At 48.5% G+C, this 17336-nt stretch carries 13 protein-coding genes; 6 read left to right on the forward strand and 7 right to left on the reverse strand.

Annotated features, from left to right (window positions below; all coding sequences use genetic code 11):
• The first annotated feature begins 41 nt into the window (after positions 1 to 41).
• The gene (gene treS / locus H6G89_RS10480; protein WP_309229794.1) at positions 42 to 3512 is read left to right on the forward strand and encodes a maltose alpha-D-glucosyltransferase; all 3471 of its coding nucleotides are present in this window, start codon (positions 42 to 44) and stop codon (positions 3510 to 3512) included.
• Between the two features lie 373 nt (positions 3513 to 3885).
• Here treS and H6G89_RS34395 read toward each other — a convergent pair whose 3' ends face one another.
• Positions 3886 to 4119, reverse strand: coding sequence for a His/Gly/Thr/Pro-type tRNA ligase C-terminal domain-containing protein (locus tag H6G89_RS34395; protein WP_199336652.1), 234 nt, complete (start codon positions 4117 to 4119; stop codon positions 3886 to 3888).
• A 12-nt stretch (positions 4120 to 4131) separates the two neighbouring features.
• Positions 4132 to 5109, reverse strand: coding sequence for an aminoacyl--tRNA ligase-related protein (locus tag H6G89_RS10485; protein WP_199336653.1), 978 nt, complete (start codon positions 5107 to 5109; stop codon positions 4132 to 4134).
• Positions 5110 to 5124: 15 nt separating this feature from the next.
• On the opposite strand from H6G89_RS10485, the gene H6G89_RS10490 reads away from it, so the two are divergent.
• Positions 5125 to 5325, forward strand: coding sequence for a hypothetical protein (locus tag H6G89_RS10490; RefSeq protein WP_190505773.1), 201 nt, complete (start codon positions 5125 to 5127; stop codon positions 5323 to 5325).
• Between the two features lie 327 nt (positions 5326 to 5652).
• Here H6G89_RS10490 and H6G89_RS10495 read toward each other — a convergent pair whose 3' ends face one another.
• Both H6G89_RS10495 and H6G89_RS10500 read right to left on the reverse strand, forming a co-directional pair.
• The gene (locus H6G89_RS10495; RefSeq protein ID WP_190505775.1) at positions 5653 to 6417 is read right to left on the reverse strand and encodes a hypothetical protein; all 765 of its coding nucleotides are present in this window, start codon (positions 6415 to 6417) and stop codon (positions 5653 to 5655) included.
• A 140-nt stretch (positions 6418 to 6557) separates the two neighbouring features.
• On the reverse strand, positions 6558 to 7730 hold the full coding sequence (locus tag H6G89_RS10500; protein ID WP_242059901.1) for an acyl-CoA dehydrogenase family protein: 1173 nt from the start codon (positions 7728 to 7730) through the stop codon (positions 6558 to 6560).
• Positions 7731 to 8358: 628 nt separating this feature from the next.
• Between H6G89_RS10500 and H6G89_RS10505 the strand changes: the two genes are divergently transcribed.
• The 3 genes from H6G89_RS10505 (at position 8359) to H6G89_RS10515 (ending at position 12113) form a co-directional block, all read left to right on the forward strand.
• Complete coding sequence (locus H6G89_RS10505; protein ID WP_190505777.1) at positions 8359 to 9318, forward strand: AraC family transcriptional regulator; 960 nt, start codon at positions 8359 to 8361, stop codon at positions 9316 to 9318.
• Positions 9319 to 9768: 450 nt separating this feature from the next.
• Positions 9769 to 10734: a polyphosphate kinase 2 gene (gene ppk2, locus H6G89_RS10510; RefSeq protein WP_190505778.1), complete on the forward strand. Its 966-nt coding sequence runs from the start codon at positions 9769 to 9771 to the stop codon at positions 10732 to 10734.
• Between the two features lie 476 nt (positions 10735 to 11210).
• Entirely contained in the window at positions 11211 to 12113 is a 903-nt protein-coding gene (locus tag H6G89_RS10515) for a hypothetical protein (protein WP_190505780.1), read from the forward strand.
• 136 nt (positions 12114 to 12249) lie between these two features.
• Here H6G89_RS10515 and H6G89_RS10520 read toward each other — a convergent pair whose 3' ends face one another.
• Together H6G89_RS10520 and H6G89_RS10525 are read right to left on the reverse strand one after the other, a co-directional pair.
• Positions 12250 to 12408, reverse strand: coding sequence for a hypothetical protein (locus H6G89_RS10520; protein ID WP_190505782.1), 159 nt, complete (start codon positions 12406 to 12408; stop codon positions 12250 to 12252).
• Between the two features lie 176 nt (positions 12409 to 12584).
• Complete coding sequence (locus H6G89_RS10525) at positions 12585 to 13337, reverse strand: DUF561 domain-containing protein (RefSeq protein ID WP_190505784.1); 753 nt, start codon at positions 13335 to 13337, stop codon at positions 12585 to 12587.
• 430 nt (positions 13338 to 13767) lie between these two features.
• Between H6G89_RS10525 and H6G89_RS10530 the strand changes: the two genes are divergently transcribed.
• Entirely contained in the window at positions 13768 to 15810 is a 2043-nt protein-coding gene (locus H6G89_RS10530; RefSeq protein ID WP_190505785.1) for an amylo-alpha-1,6-glucosidase, read from the forward strand.
• Here H6G89_RS10530 and H6G89_RS36240 read toward each other — a convergent pair.
• Entirely contained in the window at positions 15807 to 17219 is a 1413-nt protein-coding gene (locus H6G89_RS36240) for an AAA family ATPase (protein WP_199336654.1), read from the reverse strand. The genes H6G89_RS10530 and H6G89_RS36240 overlap by 4 nt on opposite strands.
• Positions 17220 to 17336 lie beyond the last annotated feature (117 nt).

Below are 17336 nucleotides of genomic sequence, written 5' to 3' on the forward strand. Positions count from 1 at the left end.
GCTATTCTCCTAACGGAAGTATACTCGGCTTGTTAACTGTGATTTTGAGAGACGATCCGCTCTGGTTCAAGAACGCCATTATCTACGAAGTTCCTGTTCGTGCATTTGCCGATAGTAATGGGGATGGCATCGGTGACTTTCAAGGGTTAACCGAACGGCTCGATTACCTTCAAGAATTGGGAGTGACAGCCCTTTGGGTTTTGCCATTCTTTCCATCGCCGCTGCGAGATGATGGATACGATATCTCCGACTACACCAGCGTTAACCCAATTTATGGGACGATCGCCGACTTCAAAGCATTTTTAGAAGCAGCACACCAGCGCGATATCCGCGTCATTATTGAATTAATCGTCAACCACACCTCTGACCAGCATCCCTGGTTTCAACGCGCCCGCAGAGCACCGAAAGGTAGCCCAGAGCGGGACTTTTACGTGTGGAGTGACACCCCAGAAAAGTATCAGGAAGCTCGCATCATCTTCCAAGATTTTGAGTCATCTAACTGGGCATGGGACCCGATCGCCAAAGCCTACTATTGGCATCGGTTCTACTCCCATCAGCCCGACCTGAACTACGACAATCCAGCCGTCCGCGAAGCTGTGTTTGAGGTGCTTGATTTCTGGCTCAATATGGGAGTGGATGGGCTGCGGATGGATGCGGTGCCCTATCTGTATGAGCGGGAGGGAACGAATTGTGAGAATCTGCCTGAAACGCACGACTTTTTGAAACAGCTTCGCAAACAGGTAGATGCAAACTACCCCAACCGCATGTTATTGGCAGAAGCGAACCAATGGCCCGAAGACGCAGCCGCTTACTATGGTGATGGCGACGAGTGCCACATGAACTTCCATTTTCCGCTCATGCCGCGTCTGTTTATGGCGTTGCGGATGGAAGACAACTTTCCCATCATGGATATCCTGCAACAAACCCCTCCTATTCCCGATAACTGCCAGTGGGGGCTGTTTTTGCGAAACCACGATGAGCTAACCCTGGAGATGGTCACGGATGAAGACCGTGACTACATGTATCGGGTCTATGCTCAAGACCCGGAGATGCGGTTGAATCTGGGCATTCGACGACGTTTAGCTCCGCTGTTGTGGAACGATCGCCGCCAGATTGAGTTGCTCAACAGTTTATTACTCTCGTTACCGGGAACCCCGGTGCTGTATTACGGCGACGAGATTGGCATGGGCGATAACGTGTACGTGGGCGATCGCAATGGGGTTCGCACTCCCATGCAGTGGAGCCCCGATCGCAACGCAGGTTTTAGTCGAGCCAATCCACAACGCTTATACTTACCCCTGATCGTCGATGCTGAATATCACTACAACACCGTCAACGTCGAAGCACAACGCGCCAATCCTAACTCGTTGTTAAATGCAATGCGGCGATTGATTGCCACTCGCAAACGCTTTCAGGCATTGGGTCGGGGCGATTTTCAATTGCTGCATCCCAGCAATCGCAAAGTGCTTGCTTTTACCCGCACCTACGAAGATGAAGAAATTTTAGTAGTGGCAAACCTGTCCCGCTTTGTGCAGACGGTTGAACTTGATTTGTCTGGGTTTAGAGGACGAGTCCCTGAAGAGATCTTCGGGCGAACGGAGTTTCCTACGGTTGGGGAGATGCCTTATTTTCTCAGCATTGGTCCTTACGCGGTCTACTGGTTCACCTTGAAGCCACAATATAGTGCCCTACCATCGAAGACTCATGCCGAGATTCCGACACTGGCGGTGCAAAGCAGTTCCCCTGTCGGAGCAAACGCAGGCCAGTGGCAGGCAGTCATGACGCAGGCAAACTTGAGAAGCAAGTTAGAGTCGCTGTTGCCAGAGTATTTGTCCAATTTTTGGTGGTTTGGTGGCAGAACCCGAACGGTCCGAAATGCCCAAATGATTGAGGCGATCGCCCTTCCCTACAAAGATCAAACCGCTTACATTGTCGGTTTTCAGGTTGAGTACACCCAGGGTGACCCCCAAATCTATTTGCTGTTTTTAACGGCTGTTGAAGGGGAACAAGCCCTCCAGTTGCTGACCGACAATCCACAAGCGGTTGTCGCTCGATTGCGCTTTGCAGGACACGATGAGGTGTCAGTGTTAATTGATGCGATCGCAGATAAATCTTTCTTGCGATCGCTGCCCGATCGAGTCGCTCAAAACCACGTCTATCCTGGCAAAATAGGCGAGTTGGTGATGGTACCTACAACGTTGTTTGAGTCCCTCAGTGGCAGTGATGACTCCGTCGATCCGACCCTGCCCAAGGGTGATCACAGTAATATCTCCGTGATTTACTGCGACCCGACGAAAGGGACTGCCTCGCCCCAACTCATCTTGAAACTGTTCCGCAAGATTGAGGAAGGCATCAACCCCGACCTGGAAATGCGGCAATTTTTGGACACCAATCAACGCTTTGCAAATATCACCTCGATCGCCGGATATCTAGAATATCGTCGCGAAAAAGCAGCACCTGTCACGGTCGGCATCCTGCAACAATACATTCCCGACGCTCGCAACACCTGGGATTACACACTGGATAGCCTGCGGGATTACTTTGAATATGTCGTCATGCAGCGAGGCGATATATCCGATGTTCCAGTGCCACCCCAGCCTTTGTTAGAGTTGCAGGCAGCATTTTCAGAAGATGTGAAGCTAGAAGAAACGAGCGCACGAGGGCACGGCGATACGGGCACACTTTCAGCGGCTCATTCGCTGCACGCCTTAGCCCTGTCGGATGTGCAAATGGGCAGACTGTTTGCCTCTCAGACCATCGGCTCTTACCTGGCAAATGTGCAACTGTTGGGACAACGAACCGCTGAACTGCACATAGCACTGGCATCCGAGCCAAATGATCCTAACTTTGCCCCAGAGCTTTTCACCTCGTTCTACCAGCGATCGATCTATCAATATTGTCGCAACCTCACCGGACAGGTCTTTTTGAGGTTGCGCGATCGCCTCCACACCCTACCCAATGACACTCGTGTTTTAGCTGAGGCAGCCTTGAGCCATCATGACCGATATCTGGGGCGATTCCGCTTAATCCTGGACCAAAAGATCACCGCCAAACGCACTCGGTATCATGGCGATTATCATTTGGGACAGGTGCTCTATACCGGAAAAGACTTCATCATCATTGACTTTGAAGGCAACACCGCCCGCAGCCTCAACGAACGCCGTATGAAGCGATCGCCCCTGCGAGACATTGCCGGAATGCTGCAATCCTTTCACTACGCCACCAGTTATGCGTTGCAACGTGAAATTGAAAGTGGCATGATTCACCCCGACCAAAGGGCTCGAATGCAGCAATGGAGCCAGTTTTGGGAGTATTGGGTCAGTGCTGCCTTTTTGCATTCCTACTTAGCGGTAGCCAGTCGGGATTCCTTCCTGCCAAGACATCAATCAGAGCTAAAAATTTTGTTAGACCACTACCTCCTAGAACGCACCATTCAAGACCTGGGTTATGAATTAAATAACCGCCCAGAACAAATCAAAATTCCGTTGCAACGCATTTTGCAATTTGAGTAATCAACCGTGGGGCGATCGCACTTTTCAGAAGGGGCTTTACCCTCCCCTTCTGATACCGATTTAATGTTTGATTGTGGCAGATCACTGGGTAGGGGCGTTTCGCGAAACGCCCTTACGGAATCATGGGCAGCGAAGCCAATTCAAATTGGTATGAGAATTAGAATGGCAGGCTGGTTTCATATACACAAAGAAAGGTGAATTGGAGTTTAATCCCCTTAAATCTGTCCCCTAAATTCCCAACTCTTGGGGGACTTCAGACCAATTTCCCCACAATTTTGGGGAGCTAGGGGGGCGAAGCAAAAATTCTTCACTTGTATGAAACCACCCTGTTTCTGGAAATTAGCATAGCCGTAGCCCCATTGAATTGGGAGAATCAAAGGGCTTTAGGCATGACCTGTGCTAACTGCTCCAGTTGAGCCAGGTTAATTTCCTGCTGTTCTCCACCGCCTAAACGCCGAAGATTCAGCGTTTGATGGATGGCTTCCTGTTCACCCACGATCGCCACTAATGGAACTCTACGTCTCGCCAGTTCTCGAATTATTTTGCTAATTCTTTGATCAGGGTTGTGCAATTCTACCCTGATCCCTAACTGCTTGAGTCGAGCCACAATTACTGCTGCCTAATCAGAGGCTTTGTCAGAAATTGAGGCGATCGCGACCTGTGTTGGCGCAGCCCAAATGGGCAAAATTCCGCGATGGTGTTCTAACAAAATGCCGATCCAACGCTCTAACGACCCTAACACGGCCTGATGCAGCATCACAGGGCGTTCTAACTCTCCCCGTTCATTGACAAACGCCAACTCAAACAGGTGAGGGAGATTGAAATCAATTTGAAATGTGCCGCACTGCCACGATCGCCCTAATTGATCTTGCAAACTAATTTCGAGTTTTGGACCATAAAATGCACCTTCATTGGGTGCTAACTGATAGCTGTGTCCCAACGCTTCAACGGCCCCGATCAATAGAGCTTCAGCCCGATCCCACAGGGCATCAGAGCCAAGCCGTTGCTCCGGTCGCAGAGAAATTTGTAGCGAAAACTGCTCATAACCAAAGGCAACATACACGCGCTGCACCATCTTGAGAAAGCGGCTAATCTCCTGCTGCACGTCTGCTTCTCGACAAAAAATATGAGCATCATCCTGGACAAATTGTCGCAGTCGCATACAGCCCGACAACGCACCAGACAACTCATTGCGATGGCACATACCAAACTCCATGAACCGGATGGGATGCTCACGATAACTACGCTTGTGGGATTGATAAATCGCAATGTGAGCAGGGCACGACATGGGTTTCAAAGCATAGCCAGGATCACTACTCCGGACTGATTTAGCCTCAGCATCAACGGCTCCATCACTGACGACAAACATCCCTTTGCGAAACTTTGCCCAGTGTCCAGAACGCTCCCATAGCGATCGACTCAGGGCAACAGGCGATCGCACTTCCTCAAATCCATGGGCTTGGTAAACCTGTCGCATAAAAGTTTCAACGTTGTGAAAAAGCCGTAACCCCTGCGGGTGCCAAAACACCATGCCTGGGCTGTGCTCCTCAAAATGAAACAAATCCATATCCCTGGCGAGTTCACGATGATCCGACATCTTGGTTTCTCCTTAATGTGTGCATGGGCGGGCAATAAAAAACCCTCCAATTCAGGTTTGGAGGGCAGACAAATGGCGATCGCACTCAAGCGTCACGTCCCTCCTAGCGTCATGGTGGTGGTAGCGGTGGTAGCAGTAGTCATTGCAAGAGACATTTGTGGCAAGGACGTTTCGCAAAGTGCGCTGACCAAACCACAAATGGATAGTTCAGATTGAGAGAACGGGTGTGACATGAGCATTTCCTACAAACCCCCATAACCAACGTAAATGCCAAAAATATTGCCCCCCAGGGTTTGACTGGAGGGCTAGCGGAGTAAGACTGATTTCAGTACAGCAGCCTACGCCCCTCCAGAGTGGATGGTTGAAGGGGTGGTGGTAAGGGCGATCGCGGCTTTCATGATTAGGGAAAATGATGTTGCGACAACTATATCTTCTCTAACGCAAATTTCTAACAAATGTCAAGCCTCCAAAAGGGCTAAATCGATTTAACCGAGTTCGGGTTAACAGCCACATTGATTCGTCAGGCGTTTAACCCAAATAGCGTTATTTAATTCGAGTTCTATACTTTAACGGCACACGTACACAGCGTGGATCGAGAAAATCAATCAGATCGATTAACCGACTGTGAATCAAAATAAGACGCTCTCCACTCAGGGTTGACTGCGTTGTTATCTCATTGAGATCAGCTTTGAGCTTGATGAACCATCGAGCAAACTCTGAATCGCTCATCTTTTGAACAAATGCTGCATATCCAATACACTCATAACCCAGTGTTTGATCAGTAGAGCGAGGTTGCATCATAATTTCTCCGATCGCCCGCTGTTCTCCGTTAAAGAGTTGAAAGGTTGAATCAAAATTACTCTGACCGTTAAAGTGATTTGTACCAAACGCTTTGGTAATATTCACAAGCAGTTCGCTCAAACGACGATTGAGTTCAAGATCTCCTAAATCTAAGAACTGAATTTCTCGTCGTAGAATCTCTACCCATCCAAAATACTCTGCAAAAACATACAACGTATTGTTAATTAAATACTCCTGTTCCGATAAACTGCGTTGATCAAAATTGTGTAAAACGTAGTTTTGGCGAATGTTAAATAAACGACTCTGAAGATCGATCGCTGATCGCAGCAATGGATCTCGATATTTCGACATTAAGGCAGTTGTCTGAGCTTCTCGCGATGCAACTTCGCGCTGTTGGGCAAGCCGATCAGACAATCGTGCGACCCGCATTTGACCATACACACTTAAGATGGCACTCATGATGGCGACGATCGCTGCAATGATTGCAGTGACAACTTCAATCTTCATTAACCTGAGTTGAGAGAAGGATTTTGGCAGTTGAATCTGCCGAAGCTCACCAGTTGATCTGCCAGGTGCTTCACCTGACACTAAAAAGCATTGGTAGGGAACGTGCTATGTCCCTACCAATCATGGATAACGGAAAGGCGTTAATGCTTAGTTTCAACGGTCCAATTTAGAGCGAGTTGCCCTGCCAGTCGGCGTTGGTCACCCTCCCGCAGAGGATGATAACGAGCCGCTTGAGCATCGCGAAACAATTGCTCTAACCCTACGGAACGATAAAAGGCAGTCCCACCTGTTGCCTCCATCGCCAGATCAACCACGTTTAACACTGCACGTGCGGCTAACGTACGCCCCATCATAATTTGGTTGGTCGTCTCAAATCCCGGTTGACTGCTATCCGCCACAGTTAGCATGTGTTGCAGAGCCAACCGTGCAGCCATCAGTTCATTTTCAATGCCACCCATTAAATAGGCGATATGACCGTTGGCTTGTCGTTTTTGAATCAGTTGCACGGTTAAGTCTCGTGCAGCTTCTGCTACACCGACATACACCGAGTAGATCAGCGGAAATGCCAGCATAGAGATGATGTGAAACAGAGGGTGCCATTCTCCTTGGGGACGTCTTAGGGCAATGCCTGCATCAGGCACAAATACATCCGATAACACGATGTTGTGCGAACCTGTGCCCTGCATTCCCATTGCGTGCCAGATGGGATCAATCCTGACTCCCTCCGCCTGCACTGGAATCGCAAAATGTAGCACAGTCGCACCTGCATCTGGATCGTTATACACAGCACTGGTCATCAGCAGATCCCCTGCGGGTGCACCACTGGCAAACACCTTACAGCCATTGATCCGAAATCCACCTTCAACACGGGTTGCTGTACCAGAGCCATCTAACCAATCAGAGCCACCACTACTGAGCAGAATAATCTGTTCCATGGCTATGCGTCGCAACAATCCCTCAACAGGAGCATTTTGACGTTGCCAACGCCACACGGGAATCATGACCTGATGGGTATGCATGGCAAAGGCAAGTGCTGTTGAACTGCAATGATGAGCGAGTTCACGCAATACTCCACTCATCTCGATATAGCTTGCCCCACCACCCCCTAACTCGGTAGGCACTCCTGCTGAAGCAAAGCCATACCGTCGTAAATCTGCAAAGTTTTCGGCTACAAAGCGATCGCTCTCATTCGTTTGAGTGCGACGTTCTGCAAATTGAGAACCTAAATATTTAGCCTGCTCTAACCAGGGTTGATTGGGTGAATAGGCTGTGGGGGATTGTAATTCCAACATGGTGTCGTCCTTCGAGTTCATGAGAATTGATGTCAAATATGGGCAAATTCAATAGGAGAGTCGAGGTAAGGCAAATTACCAGACACGACCCCACGATTAAATGACCCATGGGAGTTGTACTCGTCTCTAAGATTGGCAACGGTGTGCAAGTTGGTTCAGTACAGGGAATGCAGGGGGCACTGCCTCCTGCGTGGGGATTCCACCCCCACACCCCGTACTTCACCCAAACGAGTACCGCTATAGAAACGGGTGAATTAAGAGGCTATTCAATTTGAAACGCTTGAACGACTGATGATGTATAGCAAAAGGTGACGGCAAAGGGCAGGAGGCGGATGATTGATATACCGCTGTCTTAGCCACGAAACCTGTCTCGACCTCTAGGAGAGCTATACTGTCAAATGCAATTCGCTGCAACTTACAGTTAGCTGCAACTTACAGTTAGCTGCAACTTACAGTTAGCTGCAATAATGCTCCGCAAATACCGCAGCGCATGATTCTATACTTGACTATAAACATAGGATGTGCAATGACTAAGACTCTAGAGTTTTTGACTAAAACGCCAAATTAGAGCAACTGTCGAGACTGCTAGAACTCATGAGGATGCCAAATTGCATTGAATTGAACGGTTTTCAGAATTCTTAAACGTGCCATGGATGTTCTCTCTGACGTACTGCGAGTGATTCGTTTGTCAGGTGGTGTTCGGTTTCGTACCCAGTATGCCGCCCCGTGGAGTATTGAAACGCCGCCTCCTGCTCAACTGGCGGTGTTGCTGCAAGCTCCTGCACAACGGGTTGTTTCATTTCACATTGTCGCTGAAGGAACCTGTTGGGTAGAACTGGATAACTGCACTAAAACGAGGCAACTGGTTAAGGGAGACATTATCGTTTTTCCCTATGGCAGTGCTCACATTTTGGCTGATCAGCCTGGTAAACCACCTATTCCCGTCACTGATCTCCTGCCTCCCCAACCGTGGACTGATATGCCCGTTTTGAAATATGGCGGAGATGGAGCCGCAACACAGCTTATCTGTGGTTTCTTGCTGTGTGACGATCCATTGTTCAATCCATTTCTGCAAAGCTTACCTCTGTTAATACACATCCCAGTTTTTTTAGAGCCAACCTCTCCACTGTTGGCAATGGGCGTTCGCTACATTATTGAAGAAACCTTAGGCGATCGCCCAGGCAGCAATTGCTTGTTGTCACGGTTAACCGAGTTAATGTTTGTAGAGATTTTGCGAAACCAGATGCAGCAAATCTCGGAACACCAGATTGGCTGGTTAGCAGCGTTGAGCGACTCAACCGTGAGCCAGGTTTTAGAATTACTACACGCTCGCCCTGAGCATAACTGGACTGTGACAGAACTGGCAGGACAGGTGGGAGTGTCGCGATCGACCCTGGCAACTCGCTTTACTCAACTGTTAGGACAGCCACCGATGCAATATCTAACGCAGTGGCGACTGCAACTGGCAATCAACTTACTCAGAAGCACCGATGCAGGCATGGCAAAGATTGCAACCCAAGTAGGGTATGAATCAGAAGCAGCGTTTAACCGAGCCTTTAAGCGTCATTTGGGAGTGCCTCCCGCAACCTGGCGACACCGTTTACATTGATTGCACCTGCTTGGAAACGAGGTTTGTCTGGGATTTGTTCGCAGAGAGAGTGACAGAAGAGGGTTAAGAGCCTGACGAATAAATTCGCGGCTATTGAAGCGAAGTCCACCGACACGGGCTACGGAAAATGCAGGATTTGACGAACCGACCCAGATCGGGTTTGCTTCCATAGCTGCGATTTCAATTTCCAGGCATAAAAGATTTGTCAGGCAGTCAGGTTATCTTCGCTAAATCTGAGTAAGGTTAGAAAAAGAAGGTTAGAAAAAGAACGTGAGGACTCATTGATGACAATAATCTTTAGAGATTCCTGCTAATCTGACCCATGACTGTGCTAAATGGTTAGAATTGCTATCTGAAAATAGTAGCAACCCCAATCAGCATGAGCTTTTGCTAACGGCTCAGGGAAGACCCCATATTAATTAGTAACACTCATTTGCATGACGTTACACAATGAAAGCTAAACTTAAACATAAAAACGGTTCTACAAATGCGATCGCAGATCACTATGTTTTACAGACAGATCCTGACAAGAAAAAGAAGAAAAAAATAAAGAAGAAAGATAAGAAAAAGCAGAAAGCTGAGCCTCAAGAAACTGAGCGGAGAGTCTTTCATCACATCTCTGAAGCAGAAGGTAGCTCTAAGCTGTCTAACAAATTCTATGAAAAAGAGCTTGCCCGGTTGCAGGTTGAACTAGTCAAGATGCAGTACTGGGTAAAGCACACTGGAACCCGCATTGTCATCATCTTTGAAGGGCGAGATGCCGCTGGTAAAGGCGGCACGATTAAACGGATTACTGAACCCCTTAATCCACGGGGTTGTCGAGTGGTAGCCTTGGGGACACCGAGCGATCGCGAAAAAACAGAATGGTATTTCCAACGCTATGTGGCTCATTTACCTGCTGCTGGGGAAATCGTCTGTTTCGATCGCAGTTGGTATAACCGAGCGGGAGTCGAGCATGTCATGGGCTTTTGCACTGATGCTCAATATCAGGAGTTTATGCAGACCTGCCCAGAGTTTGAGCGGATGTTGGTGCGATCGGGCATGATTTTGCTGAAGTATTGGTTTTCAGTGAGTGACGAGGAGCAGGAGCGACGCTTCCAATCGCGTACGACTGACCCGGCTCGTCGCTGGAAGCTCAGCCCAATGGACATCGAATCGCGCAATCGCTGGGTAGAATACTCTCAGGCAAAGGACGTGATGTTTGCCCACACCAATATTCCCGAAGCTCCCTGGTTCACAGTGGAAGCCGATGACAAGAAGCGCGCTCGCCTCAACTGCATCAGCCACTTCTTGAGCAAAATTCCCTATGTGGATATGACTCCCGAACCGTTGGAGTTACCGCCGCGTAAGAAGGCTCCGAAGGACTACGTGCGTCCACCCCGCAACGAGCAATTCTTTGTACCGGAGATTTACTGAACTCTATTGCTACTGTGGTTCCAAAGTTTCCGACAAAGCACAGTGCCAAGATATTGTGTTGCCTGCCCCTCTCAGTAACACAACCAGAAGCATGCCTAACTTAGTTTAGGTGGGGGTTCTAGCGGTCTGAAGCACAGATTTCGGCGTGAAGCAATCGAAGAGTTGATTAGGACGGGTTACAGGGATGGAATTCCTAACTGGAGACACAGTTCCAAAACCTTCTGTCCTAACTGTCTCAATGATTTTCATATGTTAGATGCGAATAACGAACAACGATTAACTGAACTTGACTGAATTTTTCTGAGTTACTTCAACTGATAGCAAGCTGATACTGGCTGAATGAAGCTTAAAAAGCTTGAATAAGACTGAATCGACATCTTCTCTAATTTAAGACAATGTATTGGTAGCAGTTAGAGATGAGTGAGAGTTAACCCATATCTAACTAACTACACTACAGAATTTTTGAGGAGACAACGATGACCTGGAAGAAGTTTTGTGCTGTTATCCCATCACCTATCATTTTGGTTACTTGTGGAATGATTGCTTTTGCGTTTGGCTATCAATCCAGCCAATCCTCAACCTTTCCAAAGCCACTCAAAGATCTACTAGCTTGGTCTGAGCCTCTACTTGAATTACCCATTCCTTACGCTGAAGATGTAGGGCTACTTGCAGTTTCCATTTTGTTAGGTTCAAAGGCGATCGCAACTAAAACAAATGAATTGGCAAATGAACAAACAGCAAAGCAGGTGAAAGAAGAAGTGAGAATTTCTCTGGATAATTACCTGAGATTATATCAGGAACAGTATCGGAATGATTTGGAAAACTTACGTCAAGAAGTTGACATTCTTTGTGGGTCAATGAGTTCTGATAAGCAAAGAGAAATTGAATATCTGCTTGATAATATTCAATCGATTAATTGGAGATTTAATAAGACTTTGGAAGAGCTTGAGAAAGTTGAAGAATGGTTCAACCTTGGAAATAAGCAGCAGATGATCAACCATGCTTTGAAGAGCCTGCCAAGGCTTAAGTTGAAGCGAGAACAAAGACGTGCGTTTGAGCAGGATATACGTAACTGTGTTGACTGGATATATTTCAGTTTTATCGAGCCAATCTATCGCGACTTGACTCCAGAAAAACATGCCTCTACTATGCAACTTCTTTCTAATTCATTCTTCCTCTACGAGAAATCTCTTAAAACTGCTGTTGCTTACATGAAGGCAGAATTAGAGAAGAAAGTAGATTTGGGTGATATTGATGTGGAATCTAGACTTGAAGAGTTGCTACGAGGGTTGGAAAAGATTTCTGAGAGTACTGTAATGACAAATTTATCCCGAGAAAATAAAGATCTGCTTCATCCAACCCATCCTCAAAATGTTTAAGTTATATTCCAACCTGTCCAAACAGATGAGGAATGTAGGAAGTTTGAATACCGCAGTAGAGATTCAAATGTTCTCTCAGTAATAGACTAAGAAATCAACTAGAGAAATCTGAGAGGTATAAAAAGTGCCTCTCAGATCATCTATCGATATCTGAGTTAAGGCGACTGATAATACTGTCTAGCAATTTTTTAGCATTGTCAGCTTGTGGAATTTCCTCTAAAGCGTCCCGTAAATCCTTCAGAGATTTTTGATAGTCCTGAAGCAAACGCTTAAATTCTGGTGTTAATCCAGCCATTGTTTTAATCCTTAGGAAGAATTACAATCTAATCCTAAAAGACCTGTGAATTCTTCGCAACTATCAGCTCAGGGCTTAGAACTAATGAACGCTGCCATTCTTGGTGCTTGTAGAAAATAGTGCTGTAGCTTGCAGAAGTTGGAGTTCCTCAAGAACTCCAACCTCTCAATCATGGCTTAACGCACTACCGCAGCATTGCGCTTAACCGTTGCCAACGCATCTACCAGACTACGAACAACAGCGATCATGGCGACTTCGTTGTCGAGTTTGTTGATCGCAGAACCCACCCCAATTCCAGAGGCACCAGCCGCGATCGCCATCGGAGCCGTGACGCTCGACAGACCCGATGCACAGAGCACGGGAACGGTTACCGCTCTAGAGATTTCGTAAGCCGCTGCCAGGGTAGGAGCCGCTTTTTCGATTAAGCCCAGCGTGCCAGCATGAGCAGGCGCACTACTGGTGCCACCTTCGGTTTGGATGATATCGGCTCCAGCCGCAACGAGAGCTTCTGCCAGGTGTACTTGTTGGTCGAGTTCAAGAATGTGGGGAACGGTCACAGACAGCGTGACATGGGGCAACAGTGCGCGAGTTTGGTGAGTCAACTCCAGCACTTCTGCCGCTTCAAACCGCCGACCCTGTGCGTAGAACGCATCAAAGTTACCGATCTCAATCAGATCAGCACCTGCCGCGATCGCCGCTACAAACTGCTCTGGCTCAACGGCTGAGACACACACGGGCAGCGAGGTCAATTGCTTAGCAAGGCGCACCAGATTAGCATCTGCGGCGATATCCACCAGAGTGGCACCACCGCGATCGGCAGCTTTCACCACAGCCGCAACGCGATCGATATCAAAGTTAGTCAAGCCACTGATGACTTTGAGGGCAGTGCCTTGCTGAAAAGCGGTTTGAAGTGAGGGATGAATCGTCATGGGTGTTTTGAAACTCCTTAGGTCGTAATAGTTCATTCTGCCATGATGGGTTAAAAATGAAGACTTAATAAATGATCCTCAACTCATACCTGGAGGGATTATCCTACCTGAGGGTGCACCTGTTGCCCATTCCGGAGGAAATACTCCTTAACGTCAATTTGGGTTAAGCACCTGGCGAATCAATTCGCAGCTATCAGAACCAAGTCCGTCTGCACGGACTGGAAAAATCAAGGTTTGCCGAACCGACGCAGGTCGGTTTTGCTCTCGTAGCTGCGGTTTCAACCGCCAAGATTCTTATCTCGAACTCAGGTTACTGAATACAGAATCCTTGTCAAGCATCCCCTTTATGTATACACAGTAGCTCTAATACGAGAGGAAGCTTTCGGCTCCTCCCTATCTCCTCACCCCAACTTTTCGTATCTTCAGATCCATGAGTATTCAATTTGGTCGTGACATTTGTGGCGAACTGTCAGCCGCAGAATCCCGCGAATGGCTGGTTACCAACGGCATTGGCGGTTATGCCTGTGGCACGATCGCAGGCACTCTGACTCGACGCTATCACGGGTTACTCGTCGCTGCATTAAACCCGCCCCTCCAACGCACACTGATGTTAACCAAGTTGGATGAAACAGCACATTACAACCACAAGGTTTACACGCTCTATGCCAATCGCTGGACAGAGGATATTGTTGATCCTCAGGGCTATCACCACCTTGAGCAATTCGCGCTGGAGGGTTTAATTCCCGTGTGGCGATTTGCCTGTGCCGATGCACTCCTCGAAAAGCGAGTGTGGATGCACCCCGGATGCAACACAACCTATGTGCAATACCATTTGCGGCGAGCCAGTCAGTCCCTCTCACTCAAACTCAAAGCTCTGGTGAACGATCGCGATCATCACGGCAGTACCCAATCGCAAAACTGGCAGATGGAGGTCGAAGCCACCGAACGGGGCATTCGGGTCAAGGGATTTCCTAACAGTGCTCCGCTTTATCTGTGGGCACATCCCGGCAAGATGTCGATTGTCCACGATTGGTATTACGGTTTTGAACTGACCGCAGAGCACGATCGCGGTTTAGATGAGCAGGAGGATCATTTACACGCTGCCACGATTGAAGCAGTGTTGGAACCGGGGCAATCGTTGACAGTCGTTGCCAGCACCGAACCCGATGCCCAGTTAGATGGGGACGTTGCTCTAAATCAGCGACGACAGTATGAGCAAACCCTGCAACACCAGTGGCGATCGCAACCCTGGTCAACCCATGCCCCTGACTGGATTCATCATCTGGCTCTGAGTGCAGATCAGTTTGTTGTGTCACGTCCTATTCCAGGCGATCGCCCAGGTCTTTCATCCTCCAATGACAAAACTAACTCCAGTGGCGGAAAAAGCATTCTGGCAGGCTATCCCTGGTTTGGCGATTGGGGTCGTCACACCCTGATCAGCTTGCCGGGATTGACATTGGCAACAGGTCGCCCTGATGTAGCTCGCGCCATTCTCAGCACCTATACTCACTATATGGATCAGGGGATGTTGCCCAACTCCTTCGCTGAACTGGGCGGAACCCCTGACTACGGCAGCGTCGATGCCACCCTGTGGTACTTTGAAGCCATTCGTGCCTACCACGCTGCGACTCAGGACGATAGCCTGGTGCAGGAGTTATTTCCCGTTTTGACAACCATCTTCCAGCACTATCGGGAGGGCTACCGCTACAACATCCATCTCGATCCGCAGGATGGGCTGCTCTATGCCGGAGAGGTGGGAGCGCAGTTGACCTGGATGGATGCCAAGATCAGCGAATGGGTGGTGACTCCCCGGATTGGTAAAGCGATCGAGGTGAATGTGTTGTGGTATAACGCGATCGCCACTCTAGCCCACCTCTCCCAACGGTTGGGCAAAGCTGCTGAGGAATATCAGCAGTTGGCAGCACAAACGGCAAAAGGTTTTGATCGCTTCTGGAATCCCCAAACGGGCTATTGCTTTGATGTGCTGGATGGCCCCAAAGGGCACGATACCACGCTGCGACCCAACCAGATTCTAGCGGTGTCATTACCAGCATCAGACTCCAACATTCCGGCATTACTCACCCCAGAGCAACGGCGATCGCTGGTGGATGTTTGTGCTCAGCAGTTGTTGACCTCCTACGGATTGCGATCGCTCCCCTCCGACCACCCCGACTATCGCGGCACCTACTATGGCGATCAGGTAGAACGCGACATTGCCTATCATCAGGGCACAGCCTGGGGTTGGCTGTTGGGTGAGTTTGTCAGAGCCCACTGGCACGTTTATCGAGATCGGGCGATCGCTCACTCATTCCTGGAGCCAATGGCAAACCATCTCTATGCTCATGGCATTGGCACGTTGAGCGAAATTTTTGATGGTGATGCTCCTATGACTCCACGCGGAGCCTTTGCTCAGGCATGGACGGTGGCAGAGGTCTTACAAACCTGGATGGCGATCGAACGGGATGTAGCTTAGGTCGAAGTGCTTTTGGGTGGAACATCCTCTGGCAAAATCGTCGTTAATACTTCATCGGTTAACGACGACATCACCGCTAATCGATTGGCTTGTCGCTCGACGGTTTTCTCAAACAAATTGCGAACTAAACGAGCATTTCCAAACGTACGATCGCGATCGGTGTAAAAGCTATACAACACATCTCTTAAGGTTTCTTTTGCTGCATCCGTGAGTTTGAAATTACTCTTGGCAGCCATTTTGATATAGATCTCTAACAACTCATCCGGCGTGTAATCGTTGAAATAAAAGTAGCGGTTAAATCGCGACTTCAAGCCCGGATTGGACTCAATGAACGTATCCATTTCATCGGTGTAACCCGCCACGATCACCACGAGGCGATCGCGATAATCTTCCATGCGTTTAATCAACGTATCGATCGCCTCTTGCCCAAAGTCATGTCCTGCCCCGGCGGGTTTGAGCGCATAGGCTTCATCGATAAACAGCACCCCATCCAGAGCCGATTTCACCAACTCATCCACCTTGGCAGAGGTCTGACCAATGTAACCCGCCACCATTCCGGCGCGATCGGTTTCTACCAGATGTCCCTTAGCTAAAAAGCCCAAATCTTTAAAGATTCTGCCCATCAAGCGAGCTACGGTCGTCTTACCTGTACCGGGAGGTCCACAAAAAACTGAGTGCAGCGAAACTGGAGTTTTGGCGAGTCCTCGTTCTGCTCTAACTTTTTGTACCTTAAGGAAATTCGTCAGCGTTTTAACCTCTTCCTTAATCTCCTCCATCCCTACCAGATCATTGAGTTCACTCAAGGCTTGCTCTGCACTCTCTGGTGTCGGTGCATTGGGTGAAGTGGTTTGGCTGGATAAAGGCTTACTGGATGGAATTTTGGCAAGCCCCTGTTCGTAATTGTCCAATTTTTCGTAAGTGTGCAACTGCCGCCAGACCAGCGACAGGGCTTCCATCTCCTGCATGGTGATGTTGCCGTCGGCTTTGATAATGACCTGAGCAAATTTGTAAATGGCGTTGACTGTTTTGCCTAAAAAATAAGTGCCATGTTGTTCGTCATAGCGATTTAAGATTGAGGGCAACAAAAGCTGATCTCCAGGCGTCTTTTTTGTGAGATCCAGAAGCGTTTGCAAAATGTCTTTTTGCGCCTGAATGCGATCGCTTCCCCCCAGTTCCCAACGGTTAAGGGCGATCGCCAGCTTTTCCCGGTCTTGCCGCACCAGCGCAAACACCACCAAATAAGCTAGCAACTCGTTGGAGCCAATCTCCTGATTACTTCGCCCACAAATTTGAATGACTTTCGCTAAATCAATCAAAATACACTCTGCAAACTGATCCCCTAACTCCAAGAGTGGCGAGAGCACTTTAAATAGTTGATTGGCTTCTCGTTTGATTTCTTTAGGATTCACAACAATCTCCTATACGGGTCAGGGATAAAGGGGTTGGGGAGTTCAATATTGAGCTTTGGCACGAGCTTAGCTGAACATTGCCGCTTTCCGCAAAACAAAAAAATAGAGACGCTGAAT

Origin of the sequence: Oscillatoria sp. FACHB-1407, from assembly GCF_014697545.1 — a bacterium.
Lineage (GTDB): Bacteria > Cyanobacteriota > Cyanobacteriia > Elainellales > Elainellaceae > FACHB-1407.